20 protein-coding genes, 1 other RNA gene and 1 pseudogene are annotated in these 25,571 nt (G+C 66.0%); 15 read left to right on the plus strand and 7 right to left on the minus strand.

The window, feature by feature from the left end; all coding sequences use genetic code 11:
* Window positions 1-8: 8 nt before the first annotated feature.
* Window positions 9-1,064, plus strand: coding sequence for an ATP-dependent DNA ligase (locus tag ASD16_RS17815; protein ID WP_055920852.1), 1,056 nt, complete (start codon window positions 9-11; stop codon window positions 1,062-1,064).
* A gap of 105 nt (window positions 1,065-1,169) precedes the next feature.
* Complete coding sequence (locus ASD16_RS17820) at window positions 1,170-2,477, plus strand: S1C family serine protease (RefSeq protein ID WP_235523399.1); 1,308 nt, start codon at window positions 1,170-1,172, stop codon at window positions 2,475-2,477.
* A 13-nt stretch (window positions 2,478-2,490) separates the two neighbouring features.
* Here the strand turns inward: ASD16_RS17820 and ASD16_RS17825 are convergent, their stop codons facing one another.
* Window positions 2,491-4,164, minus strand: coding sequence for a hypothetical protein (locus ASD16_RS17825; protein ID WP_055920858.1), 1,674 nt, complete (start codon window positions 4,162-4,164; stop codon window positions 2,491-2,493).
* Between the two features lie 177 nt (window positions 4,165-4,341).
* Here ASD16_RS17825 and ssrA point away from each other — a divergent pair.
* From ssrA to ASD16_RS17835, 3 genes are all read left to right on the plus strand, one after another.
* Window positions 4,342-4,708, plus strand: a transfer-messenger RNA (tmRNA) gene (gene ssrA / locus ASD16_RS21570).
* Between the two features lie 80 nt (window positions 4,709-4,788).
* The gene (locus ASD16_RS21955) at window positions 4,789-5,439 is read left to right on the plus strand and encodes a hypothetical protein (RefSeq protein WP_162250317.1); all 651 of its coding nucleotides are present in this window, start codon (window positions 4,789-4,791) and stop codon (window positions 5,437-5,439) included.
* A 23-nt stretch (window positions 5,440-5,462) separates the two neighbouring features.
* Complete coding sequence (locus ASD16_RS17835; protein WP_162250318.1) at window positions 5,463-5,972, plus strand: site-specific integrase; 510 nt, start codon at window positions 5,463-5,465, stop codon at window positions 5,970-5,972.
* Between the two features lie 105 nt (window positions 5,973-6,077).
* On the opposite strand, the gene ASD16_RS17840 is transcribed toward ASD16_RS17835, so the two are convergent.
* The 3 genes from ASD16_RS17840 to ASD16_RS17850 form a co-directional block, all read right to left on the minus strand.
* Window positions 6,078-7,310 carry a hypothetical protein gene (locus ASD16_RS17840; protein ID WP_055920867.1) on the minus strand — a complete coding sequence of 411 codons (1,233 nt, stop codon included), beginning with the start codon at window positions 7,308-7,310 and terminating at the stop codon, window positions 6,078-6,080.
* Window positions 7,311-7,716: 406 nt separating this feature from the next.
* A complete protein-coding gene (locus ASD16_RS22475) occupies window positions 7,717-8,559 on the minus strand; it encodes a nuclease-related domain-containing protein (RefSeq protein WP_369817997.1) in 843 nt (280 codons plus the stop codon).
* Between the two features lie 78 nt (window positions 8,560-8,637).
* The gene (locus ASD16_RS17850; protein WP_055920873.1) at window positions 8,638-8,946 is read right to left on the minus strand and encodes a helix-turn-helix domain-containing protein; all 309 of its coding nucleotides are present in this window, start codon (window positions 8,944-8,946) and stop codon (window positions 8,638-8,640) included.
* 837 nt (window positions 8,947-9,783) lie between these two features.
* Here ASD16_RS17850 and ASD16_RS22320 point away from each other — a divergent pair.
* The 10 genes and pseudogenes from ASD16_RS22320 to ASD16_RS17895 form a co-directional block, all read left to right on the plus strand.
* Window positions 9,784-9,998, plus strand: a pseudogene (locus tag ASD16_RS22320) (hypothetical protein); the annotation flags it as partial.
* Between the two features lie 269 nt (window positions 9,999-10,267).
* Window positions 10,268-10,660: a hypothetical protein gene (locus tag ASD16_RS17855; RefSeq protein WP_055920875.1), complete on the plus strand. Its 393-nt coding sequence runs from the start codon at window positions 10,268-10,270 to the stop codon at window positions 10,658-10,660.
* Complete coding sequence (locus ASD16_RS17860; protein WP_157454012.1) at window positions 10,645-11,658, plus strand: hypothetical protein; 1,014 nt, start codon at window positions 10,645-10,647, stop codon at window positions 11,656-11,658. Before ASD16_RS17855 ends, ASD16_RS17860 begins: the two co-directional genes overlap by 16 nt.
* Entirely contained in the window at window positions 11,655-12,551 is an 897-nt protein-coding gene (locus ASD16_RS17865) for a hypothetical protein (protein ID WP_055920881.1), read from the plus strand. The genes ASD16_RS17860 and ASD16_RS17865 overlap by 4 nt, the downstream gene beginning before the upstream one ends.
* Window positions 12,548-14,389 carry a DUF3696 domain-containing protein gene (locus ASD16_RS17870; protein WP_082570971.1) on the plus strand — a complete coding sequence of 614 codons (1,842 nt, stop codon included), beginning with the start codon at window positions 12,548-12,550 and terminating at the stop codon, window positions 14,387-14,389. The genes ASD16_RS17865 and ASD16_RS17870 overlap by 4 nt, the downstream gene beginning before the upstream one ends.
* A gap of 90 nt (window positions 14,390-14,479) precedes the next feature.
* A complete protein-coding gene (locus ASD16_RS17875; protein ID WP_055920887.1) occupies window positions 14,480-16,045 on the plus strand; it encodes a class I SAM-dependent DNA methyltransferase in 1,566 nt (521 codons plus the stop codon).
* A gap of 170 nt (window positions 16,046-16,215) precedes the next feature.
* Complete coding sequence (locus ASD16_RS17880; RefSeq protein ID WP_055920890.1) at window positions 16,216-17,202, plus strand: restriction endonuclease subunit S; 987 nt, start codon at window positions 16,216-16,218, stop codon at window positions 17,200-17,202.
* Entirely contained in the window at window positions 17,199-17,399 is a 201-nt protein-coding gene (locus ASD16_RS17885; protein ID WP_157454013.1) for a hypothetical protein, read from the plus strand. Before ASD16_RS17880 ends, ASD16_RS17885 begins: the two co-directional genes overlap by 4 nt.
* A complete protein-coding gene (locus ASD16_RS17890) occupies window positions 17,396-20,545 on the plus strand; it encodes a type I restriction endonuclease subunit R (RefSeq protein ID WP_055920895.1) in 3,150 nt (1,049 codons plus the stop codon). Before ASD16_RS17885 ends, ASD16_RS17890 begins: the two co-directional genes overlap by 4 nt.
* A 60-nt stretch (window positions 20,546-20,605) precedes the next feature.
* Window positions 20,606-22,021 carry a DUF2130 domain-containing protein gene (locus ASD16_RS17895; RefSeq protein ID WP_055920898.1) on the plus strand — a complete coding sequence of 472 codons (1,416 nt, stop codon included), beginning with the start codon at window positions 20,606-20,608 and terminating at the stop codon, window positions 22,019-22,021.
* Between the two features lie 290 nt (window positions 22,022-22,311).
* Here ASD16_RS17895 and mcrC read toward each other — a convergent pair whose 3' ends face one another.
* From mcrC to ASD16_RS22090, 3 genes are read right to left on the minus strand one after another with little or no spacing between them, the layout of a single operon-like run.
* A complete protein-coding gene (gene mcrC / locus ASD16_RS17900) occupies window positions 22,312-23,361 on the minus strand; it encodes a 5-methylcytosine-specific restriction endonuclease system specificity protein McrC (protein ID WP_055921681.1) in 1,050 nt (349 codons plus the stop codon).
* The gene (locus ASD16_RS22085; RefSeq protein ID WP_200942998.1) at window positions 23,358-24,380 is read right to left on the minus strand and encodes an McrB family protein; all 1,023 of its coding nucleotides are present in this window, start codon (window positions 24,378-24,380) and stop codon (window positions 23,358-23,360) included. Before ASD16_RS22085 ends, mcrC begins: the two co-directional genes overlap by 4 nt.
* Window positions 24,377-25,525 (minus strand): hypothetical protein, encoded by a 1,149-nt coding sequence (locus ASD16_RS22090; RefSeq protein WP_200942999.1) that lies wholly within the window; start codon window positions 25,523-25,525, stop codon window positions 24,377-24,379. The genes ASD16_RS22085 and ASD16_RS22090 overlap by 4 nt, the downstream gene beginning before the upstream one ends.
* Between the last annotated feature and the right edge of the window lie 46 nt (window positions 25,526-25,571).

A 25,571-nucleotide genomic window follows, 5' to 3' on the forward strand; every position in this document is an offset into this window, starting at 1 on the left:
TGGTGTCCATGACGCTGCCGGTGATGCCGCCCGTGGACCCCATGCTCTCCAAGTCAGCCGCCAAGATCCCTCCCGGGAAGCTCTACGAGCCCAAGTGGGACGGGTTCCGGGCGATCGTGTTCCGCGACGGGGACTCCGTGGAGATCGGCTCGCGGAACACCAAGCCGATGCAGCGGTACTTCCCGGAGATCGTCGACGCGGTCCTGTCCTACCTCCCTGATCGCTGCGTCGTGGACGGCGAGATCATCGTGCCGTCGTCGTCGCACAGTGGTCTCGACTTCGAGGCGTTGCTGCAGCGGGTCCACCCAGCCGAGTCGCGCGTGCGGCTTCTCTCCGTCGAGACGCCCGCGTTGCTCGTGCTGTTCGACGTGCTGGCGCTGGGGGACGACGACCTGACCGGGCGGCCGTTCTCGGAGCGGCGTGCGGTGCTGTCGTCCATCGTGACGCCTGGTGGGCCCATCTCGATCACCGCGCAGACGTCCTCCATGGACGTCGCCTCGCAGTGGTTCTCGCAGTTCGAGGGCGCAGGGCTCGACGGGATCGTCGCCAAGGACCCTGACGGTCTCTACGAACCCGGCAAGCGCACGATGCAGAAGATCAAGCACGAGCGCACCGCCGACTGCGTGGTCGCCGGCTACCGGCCGCACAAGTCCGGGGACGATGCAGTCGGGTCGCTGCTGCTGGGGCTGTACGACTCCTCCGGGACGCTCGCGTCCGTGGGCGTTGCGGCGTCGTTCCCGATGGCGCGTCGCAAAGAGCTGGTGACCGAGCTCGCTCCGCTGGTGGTGCCGCTCGAGGGGCACCCGTGGGACTACTCGGCCCAGGCCCGCACCCCTCGGGAGGCGGCGGGGAGCCGGTGGTCGGCGGGGAAGGACCTGTCGTTCGTGCCGCTCGAGCCGTCGCTCGTGGTGGAGGTCGCGTACGACCACATGGAGGGTGTGCGGTTCCGGCACACCGCGCAGTTCCGCCGGTGGCGCCCGGACCGCACGCCATCGTCGTGCACCTTCGAACAGCTCGAGGAGCCGGTCTCGTACTCGCTGAAGGACGTGCTCGCGACCCTCTGACCGGTCCACAGGCTGCGCATGGGTCCACTCCAGCGACCTCCCGGGTGCGGGCGGTTGTCTCTTCCTTGACGGCGCCACCGGGCGGCCGTCGGGGAGGTTCTTGCCATGGACGAGCAGCAGGTTTCTGGAGCGTCGGGCGCTCCTGTCGAGGGGTCGGGGTCGTCGACGCCGATGGAGCGCGAGGTCACCCCGACCGCCGGTCCGACGCCGTCGCCGCACGGCTCTCCGTCGGCCGAGCCCTCTCTGTCCACGTCGGGAGGAGTCGCCGTCGCGACGAAGCCGGTGGTCCGACGCGGCGTCGCGTTCGGTGCCGCGGGTGGGGCACTCGCCCTCGGCCTGCTTGCCGGCGGCGTTGGCGGTGGTTTGGTCGCCGCGGCGCTGGCGTCGTCGGACACCGACACCGCGGCCACGTCGACCATCGAGGGTGCGGCGTACGCGCCGCCGACGACCCAGGAGCAGGTCCCGTCGATCGTCCCGCCGTCGTGGGGTGAGCCGTCGACCCCCGACGAGTCGGCCGCCACCGCGGCGACCGCCGACCAGCAGGTCGGCGTCGTGACGATCACCAGCACGCTCGGCTACCAGAACGCGCAGTCCGCCGGCACGGGCATGGTGCTGACGTCGGACGGCCTGGTGCTCACCAACAACCACGTGATCGAAGGCTCGACGTCCATCGCGGTCACGGTCGAGTCGACGGGCCAGACCTACGTGGCGACCGTCGTCGGCACGGACGCCACGCACGACGTCGCCGTCCTCCAGCTGCAGGGTGCCGGCGGAGTGACCCCGGTCGCGCTCGACGACGACAACGGCGTGACGACCGGCGACGACGTCACGGCCATCGGAAACGCCGACGGCACCGGAACGCTCGTGGCTGCAGCGGGTGCGGTGACGGCGACCGAGCAGACCATGACGGCGTCGGACGGTTCGGGCTCGGGCGCCGAGACCCTGTCCGGCCTCATCCAGTTCGCTGCCGACGTTGTCAGCGGTGACTCCGGCGGCCCCCTGCTCGACGACGAGGGAGAGGTCGTCGGCATGACAACTGCCGCGTCGACCGGCAACGGCTCGGTGGTCGCCTACGCCATCAGCATCGAGGACGCCGTGGCGATCGCGATCGAGATCGAGCAGGGCACCGCCTCCGCCGACATCGTCCTCGGCTACCCGGCGTTCCTCGGGGTCGCCCTGTCGACCGACGGCTCGCTGGCCGGTGTCCTCGAGGGCACTCCCGCCGCGTCCGCCGGACTTGCCGCGGGCGACACGATCACCGCGATCGACGGCGCCGCTGTCTCGTCGGCCGCCGACCTCTCGGCGGCGATCGCGTCCTATGAGCCCGGCGACACAGTGACCGTGACCTGGACCACCGCAGCAGGCGCGGCGGAGTCGGCCCAGGTGACCCTGAGCGAGGGACCTGCGGCCTGATCGCCGGAGCACCTCAGAGAACCGGGAAGGGCCACGAGTTCAGCGCCACGGGCGGGCCGTCATCGGGGATGCTCACGGCGACCGTCACCACGGACTTGTTCGACAGGGTCTGGCGCTCACCCACCTGGCCCGTCGCCTGCGCAAAGGCCCCGTCGGTGTAGTGGAGGGTGTTCCCCGCCGAAGGGTAGACGTTGTACTGGTAGTCGAACGTGATCGTCGCGAGAGCACCACCCTCGACCGCGACCAGCCGAATCGCGCCGTCGGGTCCCGTCGGATCCTCGGCGGACCCGATCGGCGTGACCGTGAGCGCTCCGACGCTCGCGTCATCGTGGTCCCTCGCGAAGTCCTCTCGGACAGCGGTCAGGTTCTCGTCGGGCATCACCGTCGTCACGGTGCCCGTCGCGAGGAAGTTGCGCACGCTCTCCATCGCGGCGACCGCGGCGAGTTCCTGAGCGTCGGACGCCGTGCTGGCAGGACCCACAGGCAGCGGAGTGGGCCGTTCGTCGTTCGGCAGCCCGACCGCCCGGCTCATCCGCCACGGCTCGACCACGGACGCTCGCTCGAACACGAGGATCCGACCGGTCGCGGCCGCCGGATCCGGCTCGACGCCGTCGGTCGTCGGTGTCCCGACCATCATGAACCACATCGGGTACGCGTCGAACGCCGGCGAGTACACGGCATCCGCGGTGTGGGTGCCGGGCGGGGAAGCCTCCGGCGTACCCACGGCCTTCCGGTAAGCGGTGTCGAACTCGTCCGACCTCAGCACCGGCCCCATGTCGGCGGCAGCCCAGCCCGAAGGATCGAAGGAGCCGGCCGACAGCGTCCTCGCCGCATTGTTCCGCTCGTCGTAGGACGCGAGCGCAGCCGGGACGTCGTCCAGCTGAATCGCGACCTGCGTCGGTGGTTCGGTCGGCAACGTCGCAGGCTGGGGGAGTGACGAGCAGCCGGTCAGCGCGACGGCTCCGACGAACCCGAGCACGCTCAGCTTCTGAGCACGGTGTACCGCGGCGTTCCGGGCTTCCTCGATCGTGCTCGTCGATTGGGGGTCTGCCGCACCCTCCCGCACCCCGGGGTGGCCCGGCTCGCCCGGCGAAGCACCCGCAGCGGCGCGGCGTCGCCAGACCAGCGGCACGGCGACGAGCAGCAGGCCGACCGCCGCGACGCCGACAGCGGCACGGAATGCGCCGCCGAGCGTGACGCCGACCGAGAAGCTGATGGCGCCAGGCTCACCCACCGGCACCACGGCGATCGTGAACAGATCGCCGGTCAGGGGAACGTCGAGCGACTGCTCACCCGCGCCCGTGACGGAGTCGACCCAGAACGTGGTGGTCTCGGGGGAGAGCCCCGGAACGGCGAGCTCGCCGTCCTTCACGCTGCCCGTACCTCCGCCCACGCCTAGTCGGTGCACGTGGTACCTCGTGACGTTGCTGAGATAGCTGTCCACGTCCACCGGGTTCGCCGTCCCGAGGAACACCGCGCCACCGGTGCTCGCCGCCGTCAGATGCAACGTGGTGTTCCTGAACGGGAACAGGTCGGGCGCCGTCACCGCGACCTTGGCCGCAGCTGGGACCTCGATCGGTGACGCCGAGACGGTGTCGTCCGGCCCGATGAGGGCAGCGGCCACGCCGCCCACGAGCAGCATCAGCGAGCCGATGACGACGGACAGGACGAAGGCGAGACGACGCATGCGCAGGACTCCTTGGACGAGGGAGCGGGCACCGTAGCAACGCACGCCTGTCACGCCGCGCGAGTTGTCCACAGGCCACACCCGCCCGAGGGAATGAGCGTGAGGGGCACGCGGTTGGGAGGTAGGCTGGTGGAGCTGGCGCTGCTCACGCTCCGTCGGCGCTTGAAAACTGAACATGGGGGTGATCGGTTTCGACGGTGATCGTCGAACCAGGAGAAGCGGGTCGAGGACGCACGGTTATCTCGTCAACGCTCCGTGCAAACCAATAGGTGCCAATACAAACCGCACCGACTTCGCCCTCGCCGCCTGAGCGAGTCCCGAAGTCCGTTGGCCTGAGTACGCTCTCAACTCAGTAACCAGCGTCATCTAGAGAGCCACTGCTGGTAATCGTCGTCAGTGCGATTGCCGGGACTTTTAGCTGACTGAGCCCGTCCACGGCTTGCCTGTGTGACCGTGGGGGCCGAGAAAATCACAGCAGGCTGCACCCGGAGAATCCCTGGTACCACGTCATCGGACGCGGGTTCGATTCCCGCCACCTCCACCCACCTGACCTGCGGAAACGCAAGTCATGTTGACCAGACCAAAAGTAGCCATTCGTTGACACGGATGGCTATTTTTGTGTCTATGGCGAGCATCCGTGAGCGCCGGCGTCGCGATGGCACGAAGGCCTTCGCCGTATTGTGGCGCGACCCGGATACCGGACGCCAGACGTCGCTCACGTATGACGATCTTCGCGACGCGGCGGTGGCTCGTCAGCTCATCGAGGCGGCCGGCGGACACGCCCTTGAGGCGGCCCGGATCGCCGAGGGAATTCGCAAGACCGGACCGACGGTCGACGATGTCATCTCCGAGCACATCGACCTTCTGACGTCCGTTGGGCCGGATACTCGCAAGCACTATCGAAAGCAGCTCGAGGCGCACATCAGTCCTTCGCTCGGGCCGAACCCGGTCGCCGCGATGACGTACAGGCACATCGCCGGCTGGGTGCGGGAGATGGATGACAAGGGGTTGGCGCCCAAGACGATCTCCAACGTGCACGGGTTGTTCTCCGCGGCGATGACGACCGCGGTGCGGCTCGGGTACCGCGAGGACAACCCGTGTGCCGGCGTCGAGCTGCCCAAGTCGCGGGCGACGCACGACGAGATGACGGTGCTGACGCGCGACGAGTTCGCTCTGCTGCTCTCGAAGGTGTCGCCGTTCTACCAACCGCTCGTGGTCACGCTCGTGGCGACCGGGCTGCGGTGGGGCGAGGCGACGGCGTTGACTTCGACCTGACCGCCACGCCGCCGACGCTGCGCGTGACGAAGGCGTGGAAGCGCGACGCGCAGGGGCGCTGGTACGTCGGGCCGCCGAAGACGCGACGCACGCGACGAACGGTGGCGCTGCCCGACGATCTCGTCGAGGTGCTCGGACCGCTTGTAGCGAGCAAGGCGCCGGGGGACTTGGTCTTCACCAACACGGTCGGGTCACAGCTCTCGTCATCGCGCTTCTGGACCCAGACCTGGACGCCGGCCCTCGACGCCGCGACCGCGCCGGTGCTCGCCGACGGGGCGCCGGACCTTATTGCCGCGCGGCTGACGAAGCGGCCTCGTGTGCACGACCTGCGGCACACGCATGCCTCGTGGATGATCGCGGCCGGCGTCGATCTGTTCGTGCTGCAGCGCCGGCTCGGGCACGAGTCGATCACGACCACGACCGAGACGTACTCGCATCTGCTGCCCGATCAGCAGGCGGCCGCGGCTGCCGCTGCGCGGCGCACGCTCGCCGGGCTGATGCTCACGAGCTCGAAGGTCGAGCAATCTGGCTGATCGAAAGACTGATCGATCACTTCGCTGCCAAGAGCTGCGCCTCCCAGGCAAGCGCCTGACTGGTCCGAGCTGAGCGCCAGGTGGTCGACGGTTCGCTCAGACCTTCTAGTCGTCTGTGCGTCGACGGAACGTTCGCTCGGCGATCCCGCTGGACAGTTTGCCCGTCACCGACTTGGCCCGTCCGAGGGTCTCGCTACCGATGCGCCCAGCAGCATCGACCCCGCCTGCGCCCGTCACGAGTACCTTGTCTCTCGCATCCGCGGCCGCGTCCATCCATCGTTTCGCCTCCAACGACTCGCGATTGGCTTCGATCCCGAGACCCACATGGAAGTTGTCGATGGCGGTCGCGACGTGGTTGCTCGAATGCACGACGGCCCGGGACGTCGTCGGGTGCAGGAGCACCTTCGTGTTGGCCGTGTCCGCCGCCGCATCCATGCGCGCCATGAGGCGTTCGGTGCTCCTGGACATGAGGTCCAGCCGATTCTGCCGGGCGACCTTCAGTGCAACTCGATGACGGTCTAGCTCGTCGGGAGACGCGTCGAGCACGCGGTCGAGTTCCAACACGGCGATCGCGTCCTGCAGCTGGAAACACCGAGCCAGAACAGCGAGCCATTCCTGAGCCTTCAACTCGGCTTCCTTGGCCGCCTTGGCAACATCGCCAATCTGGGCCTTGCTCTCGAGCTTCTCGGCGAGCGCGTCGAGCTGACGCAGTGCGTACGCCTGGGTTCGAGCGATCGTCGCCGGCGTCGCCTGAACCTTCGACCACGTCACCTCGGAGACCCGGCCCGTGTGCTCGCGAACGGTCATGGACTCCTCGATCACGAGGTGCACGCCGATCATGTCCGCCAGCACAGCGTCCTTCTGGGCGCGGAGCACGTCGTCGACCTTCTCTTCGATCCTGGCGAGGTAGTCGGTGATCTCTTCCATGGCTTGCTGCATGGCGACCTGCGCCATGATCCCGGCGGCGCCAGCCAGCAACGCAGGGTTGGCGAGCATCGATCCGGGTCCCTTTGCGAACTGGAGCAGGCCAACAAACTGCCCCTTATCTCCGCGTACCACGCCCGTGCTGAGACCCGTTGCGGAGTTCTTCACCATCGGGTACTTGGAGGCGAGCTGCGCGGACTCTTTGGTTAGCTGCACCCAGCGACCCGAGTTGGCGGCGATCTCCGAACCGGTCTGTGCAACGCCGGCCGCGGTGCCGAGCGCAGGTCCGAGCCGTTGCAGTCCGAGGTCCTTCGACGAGAGTCCCTCGGAGACGAGGAAGCGTTCGACAGCCGCCGGATTCCCGATGACCGCCAGGCCATCACCATCACTGATCAGCTGAATCTCGTTGTCCATCGTCGGCTCCTGGATCTGGGCGGGGAAAGCGGCTGGCCCAGTTGTGGGCAGAGTCGGGTTGTGGGCGGCGACCCTCACGTGGCGCCGAGATATCTTCGCGGATGGGAGCTCCGACACTCGCATCCACCGAAGGCGTCGACTTGGAACACTGTCCAGCGGTCAGGACTCGGTCGGCGCCGCCATCTGAAGGACATCGGCCGTTGTCGCCGGTGACTCAAGCCTGCAGTGCCGATCGGTAGAGCTGGGAGGACCATAGACCTACGGCCGGAGTTGCCTCGTCGTCCAGCTGCAATGACGGGTGACCGGGGCCGGCGTCATCGCCGTGTCTATAGGCATGGTGTAGGGGAGGCCGTGATCGGCAGGTTGTTAGGCGATCGGGAACGCATCCGCCAGGCGCCGATGGAGCTCATCGACTTTCGTTTGAGCGAGCACGCCGGGAGTGGTCAGTCGTTCGTAGGCCTTTCGCGGCCACAGGACGTCGACGGCGTCGATCTGGAACGAGCCGCGCCGAACAGCGGCCAGTCTGCGTCGACGAAGCAGAGCATCCCGCGCGCCGGGATGTCGTTGTGGCCCGCAGCGGCGAGCGTGTCCGTACGAGCCCGACCTGCTTGTGAACACCCTCGACGAGCTTGGTGCCGTCGCGGGAGCCGATGACGAGCCGGGACGTGCGCGGGCGGATGACGCCGCCCTCCACCCGCAGCGTCGGACGCCCGGCGTAGCGCTTGGCGTCGATGACGTAAACGCCTGAGGGCGCCACGGCGATGTGGTCGATGTTGGCCCTGGTGCGAGGGATCCGGCGGTCGTGCAGCAGGCGCACGCCCCTGTCGGCGAGCGAGTCCAGACCGCGCCCGAGCTGTTCCTCACCCTTAGCGCCGCGCGCCCACGCGGTCGTGCTCTGCGGCTGCTCCGAGACCGCGATCATGAGACCGCCGAGGCGCGGGTGTGCGTCTCGGATACGCGTCTCGCGGGCCGCGCTGCGACGCTCGAACTCTCGCCGCGCTGAACTGCCTGCCACCCCTGTCTCAACCTCGGCAGGCGGCGGGGGAGGGGGCTCGGGCACGGTGTCGCCGGTTGCCGTCTCGAGCGGCGCGGGTGCCGGGCACTGCACGCACGTGACCGACTTCGTGCTCCGGTCATAGACGCCCGTGGTCCCGGCCGCAAGCGCCGTCCTGCATGCGCGGCACGTCCCGGCGTAGCGCAGGCGCATCGTCTTGGGACCGGGGACTGACTCGCTGCCGCTTGTCGCCATGCCTGTGCATCGGCAGCTTCGCCGCCGTCCTGAACGCCCCAGATTCGCCCAGCAGCGGCCTCTGCGATGGCCGGCCCGTCAGAACATCTGCGGGTCGCCCTGCACGTGCGGGCGACGCTGGTGCGCTCGGAGCGACCGGACCGTGGCCCCGAGCGAACCGAGATTGGCTGACGCCTCAGCTGGCGGCTCCGCCTCGGGGTCGACGCCGTCTACCGTTGCAAGCCGTACGAGCGCGTCAATGTGCTCGGGAAGGAAACGAATCTTGCCCCTCCCGAACTTCAGGTGCGGCACCCGACCGCGCCGCGCCTGCTCGCGCACCCACTCGACTGAGATGCCGAACGACTCCGCGACCTCCTGCGGGGTGGCCGCCGTGTACCCGATGGTCATCGTTACTCCCTCCCGAACTCATCACGCCGCGCCGCGAGCGACGCCGCAAGGCACTACCGGAGATCTGTGGACCACGCCCGCACCGGGTGAGCGTGTGTGCCGCCGGTGCCGTATCGCTGACGAGCGCCCTACCGTGTGATCGCCAGGCATTGAGCGATGGCCGTCCATGGCGCGCCCAACGCGCGCGCCCGCTCGACCTCGTTCGCGATCTCGGCGTCGAGCGCCCGCAGGGTCGCCCGGGCCTCGTCGCGGCGCCGGACGAGCTCCCTCAGGGGAGCACCCTCGAACGGAGGTACTGGCGGCCGTCCGTAGGTCCGGCGTTGTGCCGACGGGTCCCGTCGGGGCGCCGGCCGTTGAGGCTGCTGCGTCGAAGTCGTGCGTGCAGGTGCTGACCGCACCCAGGTCGACTCCGACGACGCGACCTCCCCGCCGGTCCCGAGCCAAGCGGGCAACGGTTCTGCGGGACCTGACCCCGCCGCGTCGCGTGCTTCGACCGCCGCCCGCTTCGCGCGCTCCCGGCGGATCAAGTCCCGTCGTCCCATCCTGATCACCTCCCTCGACGGCAGGTGTGCGGCGATCGGCGCAAGATGCGACGACCCAACGGCTGCGAGGTGCCGGCGGTGCTGATCGGCGACTAGGCCTGGTTGTGGCCTGACAACGGAGGTTTCAGGGCGTTGACTCTTCTGGCACCACCACATCGCTGACGGGAGACACGGCTCGCCAGCGGCCTCGAGCATTTGAGTGAGTCGCTCCTAGTGGCGTCTCAGAAATCGTGTATCGCGGGTGGCCAGGGTCGTTGTCGTAGACGACGAGGCCGTCTCCGCGTGATCCTCCGCCGCACCGGGGATCTTCACCGACCGCGACTCCGTAACCCGCCTGGTCGGCGCGGTCCTGGCCGAGCAGCACGACGATTGGGCCGCAGGGCGCGCTACCTCGGCCCGGAGCTCCTGGCCAAGTCCCGCCTCATCCTCGTCCCCGACGCCGTGAAGGTCGACGACCCAGCCGTTGGGACTGACTGCCTGACCAGCAATAGGATCACCCAGCCGCGCTAAACCACCCAGCGACTTGACTGTCAGTGAGGAAAGTTCTCACGCGCCGGGTTGACGCGATCGAATCCAGGACGGATTGTCCGTGGACAGGCATACGTCGCCGAGGCGTCAAGCGGATGAGCCCGCCGCGAGCTCGGTTCCTCACCTGAATCGAGTCGCGCACGGCGTCTCGTGTCGCGAGCCCCGCGGGCGCCACGCGAGTCGCTAGGGTGGCAGCACACGTTGCAGAGATGCGCACACGCCGGGCTCCGCTTCGGCAGCGGAGGATATCGGTGGGGTTCGATCTGTCAGACCTGGCAGGGCTGCTCAACATGGGGCCGCCCGTGGGGGAGGCGTGGTTCGAGCAGACCGAGTCGATCGTCGGTTTCGCCCCGCAGAAGCCTTCTGCGAAGCGGCCGATCATCCTGCGCCACTGGCCGAGCTCCGGAGCCATCGCCTACGTCTTTGCACGCACGTCGAGCCTCGACCGTGTCGAGGTCAACAACCCAGGCCACGACCATCGCCACAACTGGCCGAAGTGCTGGCTCCGTGAGGACGGCAACATCGTTGTCTCCCGACCTTTGCCAGTCTCGAAGGACGCCTTGGATGAGGCGCACCGACTGTGCAGCGAGGACGACCGGAACACCATCGACGCAGTGAAGAAGGCGCGATGGCAAACGAAGTGATCGACGGCGGCCCTCTCGCGGACCTCGACGACGAGATCGACATCGGCGATGTGAGTACTGGAGACCTCCGCGCCCTGATCGAGGAACACCAGCGCGACGGCATCGGTCCGCTCTGGCTCAAGGAGATTCGGACCGCGGCGTCTCGTCTTGCTCGCCGCTACAGTCCGACCGTTTATGCACGCTCCGCATCGTGGGACGGCGATGCCATCGACGACCTCGTTCAGGATGTCGCCGAGCGCATGCTGGCGAAGGGGCAGGCCGAGTACATATGTGATGTGGCGAACGACTTCGGCCACGCCCGAGCCCTGATCTACCGTCAGCTGAAGATGACTCTCATCGACCGCAGACAACGGACTGCGGTCGACAACCTCTTCGCGCGGGCCGTCGAACGCCTCGGCTCCTCGCCATTCGAGCAGGTCACGAAGAAGCCGCGATCCTGGCGACTCGCGGGCTCAACCGCGGATGCACTGCCATACTCTCGACGTCTCACGGCATCGCTCGCGGCACTGCCCCGGCTCCCCGGCAACGGAACGGAGCGTGCCAGCGCGATCTGGACTACCGAGACGCTCACCGACGCTCTGACGCTCGTCTGCCACGCTGTCGGCAAGCTCCAGGACCTGGATCTTCGGAGAATTCTCGATGACTCGTTGACAGTCTTCGCAACAGCAGAGGTTGTCTCTGATGACGCCGGGATCGAACACCGGGCCGGCGAACTCGACCCAAGCGAACTGATCATGGCGAACGAACTCACCGAGCGACTCATCACGGCGCTGACCTACGAGGAAGCGGCTCTACTCGCCGGCAAGTGGATCGGCGACTCTGACGGGGACATCGCCCAGCGCGTCGGTGTCAGTCGACCCACGGTGGCGAAGTACAAGGAGTCTGCGTACGCGAAGGTTCGCGACGAACTCAATTCGCATAGCGAGTCCGTCGTTGGGTACGTGTTCGAACGTCTTCATTCACTTGTTGTCACGAAGGCAGGAGGAGGTGCGCCATGACCGACATCGAGATCGGCGGCATCTACCGGGCGGTGGCTATGGACCGCGACACTCCAGCTGCGCTGGTCCTCGTCACCGACTTCGACGAGGCTACGCAATCTCTCACTGTGAACCTATTGAGCCCGGACGTCGAGTTCGGTTCCAGCATGGACGTCCTCCTGTCGGGGGGCGAAATTGGTCGCGCGTACGATCTGTTGGCGGAGTCCGACATCTTCGGCTACGCCTGGGTCGTGCAGCTCGACCGTCGCCTTGGCGGAGTCGACGCGCAGGTACTCGATGCCCTTGCCGCCTTGCGCGACGATGAAGCCGTCGATCGTCCGGTTGCCGGGCCGCCAGTCGTGGGCCGCACAGACCCTCGATGGAGTTTCAAGCTCGAGGAGTTGAAGCGGCTCGAGAGCCTTACCGCAGACTGCACTCGGGAGCTGTTCGACGGTGAGCGGGTTGCCTCGATCGACCCGAACGCACTTAGGACGCCCTCCACGGCGGCTGAGATCGCAGCGTTTGAGGAGTTCGTGGTGGAGCTCGTTGAGGGTGTCGAACGCGGGACAACTCGAGTCCCTGCCTGGCTCGTCGACATGGACGATGAACTCGTCGCCGCGTACCGCGGGGTCGGCCTTTACAACGCACTTCGTCTTCTATGGAAGCTTGCCGACACCACAGACGCGCCCGCCGCGCCTCAACTTGCGAACGCCTCTTTCGAGTTCTTCCAAGAGTTCCAGGTAGAGATCGCCGCCTCTGCGGGGCATTCGAGCCTCTGGCTCCTGGGGCGGTCAACTGACATCCAAGGGCCGATCGAGGCGCGCCCCGCCCGCACTCGTGGCGGACGCCTCCTCCAGGTAAGCCTTGTCTCCGCCAGCGAGCGCGTTGCCCAGCACCGAGAGGTCTACGCATGAGTAATCCACCGATCGACCGCCGCTTCTTCGCGACGCGTCGGGGCATCACACTTCGCCGCTGGCGGCTACAAAACTTCAAGTCCGTCCGTCACGCCGAGGTTGAGCTTCGTCCGCTGACTGTCGTCGTCGGCGCGAATAGCGCGGGAAAGAGCACGCTCCTCCAAAGCATCCGCGCTGCGAGCCAGGCAACCGGTACCACGGGTTATCTCTACCCGCTCAATGGTCGCGGGGTCCGACTCGGTAGCGTCGCCGAGGTGAAGTATCGGGGGCCCGGCAACGACGATGAGCCGCTGATTATCGGCGCCGACTTCGAGATCCGGGCCCCGCGAGGCTCCTACCAGGACAGCAAGGCTCTGGCTCCAGTACAGGCAGCGCCCGTGCTCGCGACTCTGTCGTGGGAGGTCAAGCTCGGCGAGTCTTCGCAACAGAAGGGAATCGCCAAGATCGAACGACTCAACGTCGACCTGAAGCCTGAGGACCCTGGAACGCTCGCCACGAACGTCCCCCGCCTGGACCGAGCATGGGTGCTCGCCATCGCAGATGACGACGCCGAGGATCTTGTACCGCTCGACGAGAGCGACGATGCCGGTTCCATTCCGCACTACTTCTCGGGACAGTTCGCCGGGGCCAACGGCAACCTGCTGGAAGTCGTCGACATACTTGTCACTGGAGGATTCCCACTCGAGTCCTCGGTGATGCGCCCTCGCGCCGACGTCCTGTTCGAGACCTGGCGCGACATGCTCCTTCGCCGCTCTATGCACGAGCGAGATGAGATCGAGCAAGACCTCCTCACCGAGATCAATGCGATCGACGAGGTGAGCCGTGATCTGCTCGCAGTTCATGCTGCCTCAGTCCTAGCGAAGGCCGAGTACGCCGACGCGGCGCGTTTTGAGCTGAGTTCCAAGGCTCCTGATACGCGCTCCAAGATCGACCTCAATATCGCGTCGTCCGAGACATTCCGCGACGCGATCATCGAGGGGGTGACCAGGAACGGAGTTCAGGGCGAGGTCCCATTCCCCCACCGCCTGGATGACCTGGGCAGGGCCTCGAATCTCGCGTCCTCCTATCTCAGTACGGGGATTCGGTACCTCGGCCCGCTTCGCGAAGAGCCGAGGGCGGCATACCCCGACTCGCCCGAAGGTGACGACACCTACGTCGGTCCGAGGGGCGAGTTCACCGCCTCCGTGCTGCAACGCCACGGCGACCGAAGAGTCAGCGTCCCGACTCCGCAAGACGACGGAACGATCAAGACGCCGCGCCGCCCGATCCAGCTCATGACGGCGGTGAGCCGCTGGGCCAAGTACCTCGATATCGGTGAGAGTTTCTCCGTCTCTGACCAAGGCCGCTTCGGCATCCAGATGCAGGTACGGCAGAAGGATGTCGAGGGCGATCTTGACCTGACCAGCGTCGGCACTGGCGTCAGCCAGTTGCTACCGGTCATCGTCATGTGTGCACAGGCACCTGCCGGCTCGCTGCTCCTCATCGAACAGCCCGAGTTGCACCTGAACCCGCGGGTTCAGCAGCGGTTGGCCGACTTCCTGTTGGCGATCGCGCAGAGCGGGCGGCATCTCCTCGTCGAGACTCATAGCGAGTACCTCATCTCGCGGTTGCGCCGACGCGTGGCGGAGGACGAGAAGGACAGCCTCCAAGACACGATTGGCATTTACTTCGCCAAGCGCGTCGAGGGCGCGACCACCTACGAGCTCGTGGAGCAGAACGAGTACGGCGGCATTGACGAGTGGCCGGAGAGCTTCTTCGACCAGGCCACTGAGGAGGAGCACGCGATTCTCTCTGCGGCGGTAAAGAAGCGCCGTGCCAAGGCCTCGAAGGCCGAGTAGCCGGAGCCCTTTACATCGGCACCGCCAAGCCGGATTGGTCTTGGTGTCAGGCCGAGAGGTATTGACGACAACGACGAAGGGAGGCGCCGCATGGCACGAGTAGCACGCAAGATCGAGACCAAGACCCTGGAGCAGAAGCTCTGGGATGCCGCCGACGCCCTGCGAGGGAACCAGGAGCCGAGCGAGTATAAGCATGTCGTGCTCGGCCTGGTGTTCCTCAAGTACATCTCCGACCGGTTCGAGGGGCGGCGCAAGGAGATCGAAGCGGAGCTCGCTGCCGACGGCCTCAAGCCTGAACAAATTGAGCGCCTGGTCGAGGACCGTGACGAATACACCAGCCACTCAGTGTTCTGGGTCCCTGCCGCTGCCAGGTGGAGCATCATCCAGAAGTCTGCCAAGCAGCCTGAGATCGGCGAGTCCATCGATAATGCGATGGACCTCATCGAGCGCGAGAATCCGAAGCTGCGCGGCGTGCTGCCGCGCAACTATGGCCGGGAGGACCTCGACAAGGGCCGCCTCGGCCAGCTCGTCGACATCATCGGCTCGATCGGATTCACCCGAAGCGATGATCACGGCTCCGACGACGTGCTCGGCCGCGTGTACGAGTACTTCCTCGGCCAGTTCGCGGGCAAGGAGACCGGCAAGGACGCTGGCGCGTTCTACACGCCGCGCTCTGTCGTCAGGACACTCGTCGAAATGCTGGAGCCCTACCACGGCCGCGTGTACGACCCTGCCTGTGGCTCAGGCGGCATGTTCGTCCAGTCCGCCGAGTTCGTTCGGGCGCACGGCGGCAAGCGCAACGACATCTCCGTCTACGGCCAGGAGTTCACCGCAACCACGTGGAAGCTCGCGAAGATGAACCTCGCCCTGCGCGGCATCGATGCTGACCTCGGCGACAAGTCGGCCGACTCGTTCACCCAGGACCTGCACCCGGACCTCCGGGCCGACTTCGTGCTCGCCAACCCGCCGTTCAACGTCAGTGACTGGTGGAACGCCAAGCTCGCCGACGACCCCCGCTGGAAGTACGGCACACCGCCAGAGGGCAACGCGAACTTCGCCTGGGTCCAGCACTTCCTGTATCACCTCAGCCCGCGCGGCACTGCCGGTTTCGTCCTCGCGAACGGCTCGCTCAGCTCGAAGAGCAGCGGCGAGGGCGAAATCCGCCGCAAGCTCGTCGAAGCCGACCTCGTCGACTGCATCGTCGCGATGCCCGACAAGCTCTTCTTCAACACCGCGATCCCCGTCTCGCTCTGGTTCGTCAGCAAGGACCGACACGGCAATGGCCACCGCAAGCGCGAGGGCGAGGTGCTCTTCATCGATGCCCGCAAGCTCGGCACGATGGCCAGCCGCCGCCTCCGCGAGCTCACGGACAGCGAGATCCAGCAGATCGCCGGGACGTATCACGCCTGGCGGAACGTCGATGGCGAGTACGACGACATCCCCGGCTTCGCGAAGGCTGCCAGCTTCGCCGAGATCGAGCAGCACGATTTCGTCCTCACCCCCGGCCGCTACGTCGGCACCGAAGAGCCCGAAGCTGACGACGAGCCGACCGGCGAGAAGATCGCTCGACTTACTGCGGACCTCTTCGCCGAGTTCGACCGCGGCCGCGAGCTCGAAGCCGAAGTCCGTCGGCGGTTGGGAGAGCACGTCGAATGACGACGCTTACCGACTATGCGACCATAAACGGAACGTCAGTTCCGACTTCCCGAATGGGTTTAGACCCCGTTCGCGTCTTTAGTATCCCTTCCTACGACAACTCACGCACACCCGAGGTCTCGATTCCCACCGAGATCGGTTCGAGCAAGTCCAGAGTGGACTCACCGTGCGTGCTGGTTTCGAAGCTCAACCCACGCATCCCACGGATATGGCTCGTCGAGGATCCGGATGCTCGCACTTACTGCTCACCGGAGTTCCTACAGGTCGTCCCCAAGAACGCTGACCTTCAGCTGCGGTACCTCTACTACTTGATGTGGGCGAACGCATCGGCGATCGAGCGGTCGGTCAAGGGCACTACGGGCAGCCATCAGCGGGTCGGGCGCGACGACGTGCTTCGTCTCGACGTCTTCGTGCCACCTCTCCCAGAGCAGAAGGCGATCGCCACCACCCTCGGCGCCCTCGACGACAAGATCGAGTCGAATCGGCGTGCAAGCAATCTTGAACGGAAGCTTGCGATCGCGACTCTCTCCGTCGGCCCTGAGCGTATCCGGGTCGGCCGCATTGCCAGCCTGAGCAAAGGGTTGTCGTACAAGGGTGCAGGTCTTGACGACGGCTCATCAGCGGGAGCACAGCCGATGCTCAATCTGGCGAACTTCACCACGACTGGTGCGCTCAAGGCGGCTGGGATGAAGTACTACACCGGCGACTTTAGGCCCAAGCACCGGCTCGCGACCTGGGATCTCGTTACAGCAAATACGGACCTGACACAGCAGCGCGAGATTCTCGGGCGCGGGCTTCTCGTCCCGCCGACGCTCGATGGCGCCCTGCACACGCATCACACATCAAAGGTGCAGTTCTTCGACCATGAGGAACTCGCCCTGGTCCTGTGGGCCCAGATCCAATCTCCGGCGTTTCGCGAGCGTGCGAAGGGTTTCGCGACGGGGACGACGGTGACCGCGCTTCCCGCGGAGGCGATCCTCGACTTCGAAATCAGCGTCCCCGCCGACCTCGATCGGTCGCTCGACCGGTCGCGTGCACTAATCGAGCACAGCTGGCACTTGGAGGCCGAGACGGCGCGACTCGTGCAGACGCGTGATGCCCTCCTCCCGGAGCTCCTCTCCGGTCGCATTCGCGTGCTCCCGGAGGTGCCCGCGTGAGTGTGCTCGACTCCGCCTGGGCGATCGGTCGACTACGCAGTGCTTTCGCCGACGCGTCCGGCAAAGACATTAGGTACAAGCGAGAGCCTGATGAGAACCCCGAGGGCATCGACGAGAAGACCGGTCGGGAGTACCTGGCCACCCTGAGCGTCCTCGCCCGATGGGTGGATGACAAGGAGGTCGAGACATCGCCGTGAGCAGCTTCAACGAATCCATCGTCGAGCAAGCCGCACTGGAGTGGCTCGCCGACCTCGGCTACCTGACCCTCTACGGGCCTAACATCGCGCCAGGCGGCGACGGTCCTCAGCTTCGCGACTCGTTCGCCGATGTCGTGCTCATCGACCGCTTCCTGCCAACGGTACGTGGGCTGAACCCTGGGCTCGACAATGCTGTCATCGATCAGGCGATCAAGCGTCTGCTCCGCCCTGAGTCGCAGAACCCAATCGACGAGAACTACCGCATCCACCAGTTCCTTGTGGGCGGCGTGCCGGTCGAGCACCGCGGTGCGGATGGTCAGACACGGACGATCCGCGTGAAGCTCATCGAATTCGATGCCCCCGAGATGAACGACTGGGTTGCGGTCAACCAGTTCACCGTCACAAAGGACGGCAAGAAGCGCCGTCTCGACGTCGTCGTCTTTGTCAATGGTCTTCCGCTTGCCCTCTTCGAGCTGAAGAACCCGGCCGACGAGAACGCGGACATGCGGGGGGCCTGGAACCAAATCCAGACCTACCGCCACGACATCGCTCCCATCTTTGACTTCAACGTCATGACAGTGATTTCCGACGGCGTCCCCAGCGCCGCGATGAGCTCCTTTACTGGCGCTTTCGAGCACTACGCCCCGTGGAAGACGATCGATGGCCGCGATGTCGTCAGCGACCGGCCCTCCCTCGAAGTACTCATCCGTGGGGTGTTCGAGCCGGCGCGGTTCCTCGACATCCTTCGCAACTTCGTCGTCTTTAGCGATGAGACGGTCACCGACAAGGCGACCGGCCAGCCGATTCGATCCCTCATTAAGCGCGTCGCGAAGTACCACCAGTACTGGGCGGTAAACACTGCAGTGGAGTCGACCGCGAAGGCCGCGAGCCCCGAAGGTGACAAGCGCGGCGGCGTCGTCTGGCACACCCAGGGCTCCGGCAAGAGCTTCGAGATGGTGTTCTACGCAGCGAAGATCATGCGCGACCCGCGCATGGAGAACCCAACGCTCGTCTTCATTACCGACCGCAACGACCTCGACGATCAGTTGTTTGGCGAGGCGTTTGCGCCAGCGACGATCCTCCCCGAGAGGCCAGTGCAAGCGGAGAATCGCACTCACCTGCGCGAGCTGCTCAAACGGGCTTCCGGCGGCATCATCTTCACGACCTTGCAGAAGTTCGGCCCTGAGGAGCGTGGCGACACCAACCCCGTTCTCACGGACCGCCGCAACGTGATCGTCGTCGCGGACGAGGCGCACCGTTCGCAGTACGGGTTCGGTGAGACCCTCGACTCCGAAGGCCGGCTCAAGGCCGGCCTCGCCAAGCACATGCGGGACGCACTCCCCGGCGCAACGTGCCTCGGCTTCACGGGCACGCCGATCGAGACGACCGACAAGTCAACCCGGGCCGTCTTCGGTGACTACATCGACATCTATGACCTCACCCGCGCGGTGGAGGACGGCGCGACGGTCAAGATCTTCTACGAGCCCAAGCTCGTTAAGGTCGGGCTGAGTGACTCGGTTCACGGCGCGCTCGACGAACTCGCCGACGAGATCACCGAGCAGGTTGAAGACACCGCTGCGTCGGCGGCGAAGTCACGTTGGGCGCGGCTCGAAGCGATCGTCGGAGCGGAGGAGCGACTCGACCTCGTTGCCCAAGAGATCGTCGAGCACTGGGAGAAGCGGCGCGAGTCGCTGATCGGCAAGGGCATGATCGTCGCGATGAGCCGCCGCATCGCGGTCAAGCTCTACGAGAAGATCGTCGCCCTCCGACCCGACTGGCACACCGACGACCACCGCACGGGCAAGATCAAGGTCGTCATGACCGGCTCGGCATCCGACCCGCAGGAGTACCAGCCGCACCTGCACGACAAGACGACGCGCAAGGAGATCCAGCTCCGGGCGAAGAACCCCGACGACGAGCTGGAACTCGTGATCGTCCGCGACATGTGGCTCACCGGCTTCGACGCGCCCGCGATGCACACGATGTACGTCGACAAGACGATGCAGGGTGCGGGGCTGATGCAGGCCATCGCTCGCGTCAACCGGACCTTCCGCGACAAGCCCGGTGGCTTGATCGTCGACCTGATCGGTGTGTACGCCAGCCTGCAAGAGGCTCTCACGGTCTACTCGCCGACCGACCGCGACCAGGCCGGCGTGCCCATCGACGAGATGGTCGCCGTCATGCTCGAGAAGCACGACATTATTAGCGGGCTGCTCCACGGGGTCACGTTCGACTCCTCTCCCGACCTGCCCGCATCTGACCGGCTCGCGCAGTATGCGAAGGTCCTCGACTTCGTCATGGCCGACCCGGACCGGACGAAGCGCTATAACGACCAGGTGCTCGCACTCGCCAAGGCGTTCGCGCTCTGCGGCGCCCGGGACGAGGCGGACGCGATCCGCAATGACGTCAGGCTGTTCGTCGACGTGCGCGCCGCGATCTTGAAGGTTCTGAACCCGGACTCCGGGCGGAGCGGCTCCGGCGCGGTCGACGTCGACACCGCCATCGGCCAGTTGGTCAACGAGGCAGTGCTAGGCGACCAAGTGATCGACATCTACAGCCTCGCCGGAGTCAACACGCCCGAGTTGTCGATCCTCTCGGATGAGTTCCTCGACGGACTAGTCCACAAGGACAAGCCGAACCTCCAGATCGGGCTGCTGCGCCGCCTGCTCGATGACCAGATCAAGACCGTCAAGCGCAGCAACGTCGTGCAGACCCGGAAATTCTCTGAGATGCTCGACGAGGCCGTCAACCGGTACAACAACCGGTCGCTCACCTCCGCCCAGATCATCACCGAGCTCGTCACGCTCGCGAAGCAGATGCGTGACGACATGGAGCGGTACGCCGCCCTTGGCCTGCGTGAGGACGAGGTCGCCTTCTACGACGCCGTGACTCAGAACGAGTCGGCCGTCTTTGAGCTTGGCGACGAGACGCTCAAGGCCATCGCCCGCGACCTGGTGCGCACGATCCGCGATAACTGGACCATCGACTGGGACGTCAAGGAGAGCGTGCGCGCCAAGATGCGATCGGCCGTCCGGCGCATCCTCGTCCGCTACGACTACCCGCCCGACGCCGAGTTTGAGGCGATCGAGTTTGTGATCGAGCAGGCCGAGCTCTTTGCTGCCAACGATGAGGATTTCTTGTCCTGAGGTTTACATCCCCCTGTTCACGGCGGATTGATCTACGTGACACAGGAAGGAGGTAGTCCTTTGAACGAGATCAAGTGCCCGCACTGCGGGACCGTTTTCACCATCGACGAGGCTGAATATGCAAGCCTCGTGCAGCAGGTGCGCACCGCGGAATTCGAAAAGGAGCTCCACACGCGGCTCGCCGAGGCCGAGAAGGCAAAGAAGGTCGAGATCGCGCTTGCGGAGGTGAAGGTCGCCCAGCAGGCGGAGCAGGCTGCCGCGCACAAGGACGCTGAGATTCAGCGTTTGAAGAACGAGATCGCGGGGGCCGGCAACGCCCAGGCTCTCGCGATTGCGAACGCCGCCGAGAAGGCCCAGAAGGCTCTCGGCGACAAGGACGCCCAGATCGAACGCCTCAGGACTCAGCTCGAAGGGGCCGATACCGCCAAGGACCTCGCCGTCGCGAAGGTCGGCGAGGTTGCCCAGCGGACGGCTGCCCAGAAGGATGCTGAGATTCAGGGTTTGAAGACGGACCTCGCGCAGGCGGGCACGTCTCAGGAACTCGTCCTCACCAAGGCCGTTCAGGCCGTGCAGCAGAAGCTCGACGAAACCAAGCACAAGCTTGCCCTCAAGGAGTCCGAGCAGCAGGTGAAGGAGGCCTCCCTCAAGGTCTCCCACTCCAAGGAACTCGCCCTCAAGGATGACCTCATCGAGCGCCTCAGGGACATGAAGGCGAGGTTGTCGGTCAAGCTCCTCGGCGAGACCCTCGAACAGCACTGCCAGATCGAGTTCGACCGCATGCGATCGCTCGCCTTCCCGAACGCGAAATTCGGCAAGGACAACGACGCCTCCGGCGGGACCAAGGGTGACTACGTCTTCCGCGACTTCAACGACGACGGTGTCGAGTACATCTCGATCATGTTCGAGATGAAGAACGAGGCCGACACGTCGTCGACCAAGAAGAAGAACACCGACTTCCTTGCGAAGCTTGACAAGGACCGGCGCGACAAGGGCTGCGAGTACGCCGTGCTCGTGTCGATGCTCGAGGAGGACTCCGAGCTGTACACGGGCATCACCGACGTCTCGCACGAGTACCCGAGGATGTTCGTCGTCCGGCCGCAGTTCTTCCTCGCCATCATCGCCCTGCTCCGCAACGCGGCCCAGGAGACCATCGTGGTCAGGGCAGAGCTAGAGCAGGTCAAGAAGCAGAACATCGACATCACCGACTTCGAGGTCGAGCTCGAGGGATTCAAGACGGCGTTCGGCAAGAACTTCGACCTCGCGAAGCGGAGGTTCGATGCCGCGATCAAGGACATCGACGCCGCGATCGACCGCCTTCAGAAGGTCAAGGAGTCGCTCCTCGGCTCGGAGAACCACCTCCGGCTCGCCAACGACAAGGCGACCGCCCTCACGGTCAAGAAGCTCACCCGGGGCAACGAGACGATGAAGGCCAAGTTTGCCGAGCTCGAGGCGCCGAGCGAGCCCAACGCGGCCTGACGAACAACCAGCGGCTGCTCGCGTCGGTGCGGCGCCTGCCGTGCACGGCATCCACACGCTGGGATGCCGTGCACGGCGCCGCGCGAGAGTGCAACGAACGTGACTCGCTGGCATTGCGATCTGCTGCCTGCGCTGCGTCGAGTGCTCCGCTCGGCGGTCAAGCACCAGGCCGGTGCAGCCGAGCCTCGTCGGGCGCGGCGCGACGTTGGGCGAGTCCCGGCTCGGCAGCGTCGCGCCAGTAGCGAGACGATCGCCGACCTCGCAGCTCGTGACACCTCCCGGCGTCAGGCTCAGGGCTCAAGCCATAGCCGAATGTCTTCGAGTTCTGCTGCGATCTGTTGCCACGGGTGATTGAGGTCGAGTGTCCGAGCGCCGATGCGGTTGCCCTGGATGACGACGTCGAGGTCGGGCTGCGCCTCCGCGTCGGTCCGTGCATAGAGGAGCAGGCCGCACACGGATCCGTCGCGGGCGCGGTCTTCGTTCTTCACGTAGGTCAGGATCTGATAAAGGTTCCCGGAATGGATCGTTGCCTTGCCCCACTGGCCAACTTGCATCGTCTGCCCGTAGTACTTCGCGTCGATGACAAGCGTGCGGTCGCCGCGGCGGAGTGTGACGTCGGTGCGCATCTCGGGGAGCTGCCGGCTGAATAGGCTCGGTTGGTCGAGGTCCCAGGGGACGGTCGGTGCGCCCGGCGAAAGCTCGGGGTGGTGGATCGTGTAGTACTGGCGCAGGAATCGCTCGTACAGCGCGCTCATGCTGTCGTCGGAGATCCAGGACGAGAGTCGGGCGGTGCCCGCGGTCTCGGTGGGCAGAAGCCCGCGGACGATGAGTTCGCAGACGCCGAGTAGGAGTCGATAGGACGCGTTCGAGCGGTGGTAGGTCAGTGAGTCCCACCTGATCGATCTCGGAGCAATCAGCGTGACCGCGTCGAGGTAGGGCAGAACTCGACGAAGTGCGTCCTTGCGCGGCGCGGAGACCTCGCCGTGCCGGATGAGGAGCACGATGACCGACTTCAAGGCTCGGTTGTGAGGCGTGTCGATCTCGTACTCGTCAAAGTCGCACACGAGTCGGCCGCGCGTCATCGTCCGGGCGCTCACCGTGCGGGTGACGTCGATGCGCCCGCGGACCGTGGCGAGCTCCTCGCTCTGCGCGAGGTAGTCGTGGTGCAGGCCGCGTTTGACTTGCGTGCCCACGCCGCGGGCGAGTATCTCCGCGAGCAGATCGTGCGGGTGGTCGAACTCCTCGGCGGCGATCTTCTTCGTGCCGGTGCCGCGCATCGCCCGGAACGCGTACGCGAGCATCACGTACACGTTCTGGATGACGATGCTGCGGTCGATCACCTGACGGCGCCGCGCAGCTTGCCGGCCCACTGCTTGGCGGTCTCCGGTTCGTCGAACCAGTATTCGTCGAGGAGGGGGACGAGCTCGTCCTCGACGACGGAGTAGAGCCAGTCGTCGTCGGCGTCGTCGTCCCCGGGCGGACAGAGGTAGCTGTGGCCGACCGCGAAGCCGGGTCCGAGTGCGTCGTCGCCGGCGATTGCCCGGTTCAGGTCGACGACGACGTCGACGAGCGCGTTGAGGGCCGGGCTCTCGGCGGACTGCTGCCATGCGGTGAATCCTGTCGAGTCGAACCCGGGGGCCATCTCGAAGAACCCGAAGCGGCGCCGGAGTGCGTAGTCCATCACGGCGAGACTGCGGTCGGCGGTGTTCATCATGCCGATTATGTGGACGTTGGGCGGGACGGAGAAGGTCTCGTTCTTGTAGAGGAGCCGCAGCTCCTGGCCGCGCTTGTCCGTCTCGATCAGCATCAGCAGCTCGCCGAAGATCTTCGAGATGTTGCCGCGGTTGATCTCGTCGACGACGAAGAAGTAGGGCCGGTTAGCGTCGTCCTTCCGTGCCTCCTCGCAGAACCGGTAGAACGGGCCCTCGGTGAGGGTGAAGCCGCCGGCCTCGGTGGGCCGGTAGCCCATCATGAAGTCCTCGTACGAGTAGCTCTGATGGAACTGGACCATCTGGACTCGCGTTCGGTCCCTCGCGCCCATGATCGAGTAGGCGAGGCGCCGCGCGGCGTACGTCTTCCCGACCCCGGGAGGGCCGGCGAGGATCACGTTCTTCTTGCGCAGAAGCAGGGCGCGCAGTCGGTCGTATGCGTCCTCGGTTAGATAGACCTCGCTGAGGAGGGCGGCTCGGTCGTAAGGGGGCGCCGGCTGAACGAGCTCATCTGCGATGGTGTCTTCGTCGCCCTCCGTGAAGAGCGCTTCGAGCTTGCCAACGTAGTCGCGGTAAGACGTGATGTCGGTCAGAGTCTTCGTCGCCGCGTCGCCAGGGTGCTCCCACGCGCCGACGTAGGTCCACTTCACGAGCGGACGTGCCGATACTCGCCGCGCTCGGGATCGAACCTCGCGTCGGACACGACCTCACCGCGGCCGACGAGCTCTCGCCGGCCGCGCTTGGCGTAGACGATGTCGCCGATCGCGATCTCGTTCTGGAACTGCCACAGGCACAGCACGTCGTTCTTCATCGACGACGCTGAGCCGGACGCCCCGACGAGATCCGTGCGGATCGCCTCGCGGCTCGAGTACCCGGCGAGGTCGCCGATCTCCTGCCACCCGATGGCCATGATCCCGTCGGCCGAGAACTCGTCCCATTCCGACGCCTGCGCGCCAGGGGAGTAGAGCCAGTAGTGACGGGGTGCGGTTCCTCGAGGGCGGGACCGGGAGCCGGCGACGGCGTGGTGTCCCACAGATCGCGCACGATCGGGCGACCAGAAGTTGAAGGGTTCCGCGATCTGCGTTGCGAGCGAAGCGCGGATCGTGAGGAGGTCGCGGTCCAGCGACTGTGCGTCGGTCCCGCGCGGTCCACCGATCCGGTCCGCCAACCCGGAGCGGATCTGCGCCTTCATGTTCGCCGACGAGATTGGCTCGAACGTGTTGGGGAACGCGAGGAATTGCAGTGCGTTGCGGATGTCGGGGTTGCCGTCCCCCGAGTTGAGCATGATTCGCTGCATCCGCCAGGGGTCACCCTTGGCGAGGTCGCGCTCAGCCTCGGAGAGCCCGCACCATTCCCGGACGAACGTGGCCGCCCAGATGAGGTGCAGCCACAGGCGACCGTTGTAGCCCTGACCACCCTTGAACCCCGCCTGTCCGGCGGGCCGGTCGAGACAGGCGTTCATCCAATCAGGGATCGCCGCAATGGGTTCGGACATCTTCAGCGTGCGCGCGAGATGCTCGCGACGGGTGGCAGGTGCCGCGTTAAAGACCGGCTGCTCGCGTAGAAAGACGAGTTCCGAAGCCAGAAGAGCCACCTCGCGCGAGGCTCCGACGAGCTGGTGCTCCAGCTTGTCCCACTGACTGGAGCCAGCGCCCAGGATCGGGTTGTCCTCGATCCGCCGCCGCAAGTCCTCCGCCGCATCGGCGGTCCAGATCGCCACATCGGGATCGATCACGGAACGACCGTCGCCGAACAGTTGGTCGAAGATCGGGGCGACCTCGTGCGCGATCGCCATGTCGTATAGCGGCCGTGATGCCGATGCGGCGGCGACACCGCCGTCG

This window comes from Cellulomonas sp. Root485 (genome assembly GCF_001426705.1).
Classification (GTDB): Bacteria; Actinomycetota; Actinomycetes; order Actinomycetales; family Cellulomonadaceae; genus Cellulomonas.

Excerpts from the sequence above, each read along its gene's own strand:
- ASD16_RS17815 (WP_055920852.1), top strand. The coding sequence starts at position 9 with ATGACGCTGCCGGTGATGCCGCCCGTGGACCCCATGCTCTCCAAGTCA.
- ASD16_RS17820 (WP_235523399.1), top strand. The coding sequence starts at position 1,170 with ATGGACGAGCAGCAGGTTTCTGGAGCGTCGGGCGCTCCTGTCGAGGGG.
- ASD16_RS17825 (WP_055920858.1), bottom strand. The coding sequence starts at position 4,164 with ATGCGTCGTCTCGCCTTCGTCCTGTCCGTCGTCATCGGCTCGCTGATG.
- ASD16_RS21955 (WP_162250317.1), top strand. The coding sequence starts at position 4,789 with ATGGCGAGCATCCGTGAGCGCCGGCGTCGCGATGGCACGAAGGCCTTC.
- ASD16_RS17840 (WP_055920867.1), bottom strand. The coding sequence starts at position 7,310 with ATGGACAACGAGATTCAGCTGATCAGTGATGGTGATGGCCTGGCGGTC.
- ASD16_RS22475 (WP_369817997.1), bottom strand. The coding sequence starts at position 8,559 with ATGGCGACAAGCGGCAGCGAGTCAGTCCCCGGTCCCAAGACGATGCGC.
- ASD16_RS17850 (WP_055920873.1), bottom strand. The coding sequence starts at position 8,946 with ATGACCATCGGGTACACGGCGGCCACCCCGCAGGAGGTCGCGGAGTCG.
- ASD16_RS17860 (WP_157454012.1), top strand. The coding sequence starts at position 10,645 with ATGGCAAACGAAGTGATCGACGGCGGCCCTCTCGCGGACCTCGACGAC.
- ASD16_RS17865 (WP_055920881.1), top strand. The coding sequence starts at position 11,655 with ATGACCGACATCGAGATCGGCGGCATCTACCGGGCGGTGGCTATGGAC.
- ASD16_RS17870 (WP_082570971.1), top strand. The coding sequence starts at position 12,548 with ATGAGTAATCCACCGATCGACCGCCGCTTCTTCGCGACGCGTCGGGGC.
- ASD16_RS17875 (WP_055920887.1), top strand. The coding sequence starts at position 14,480 with ATGGCACGAGTAGCACGCAAGATCGAGACCAAGACCCTGGAGCAGAAG.
- ASD16_RS22090 (WP_200942999.1), bottom strand. The coding sequence starts at position 25,525 with ATGGCGATCGCGCACGAGGTCGCCCCGATCTTCGACCAACTGTTCGGC.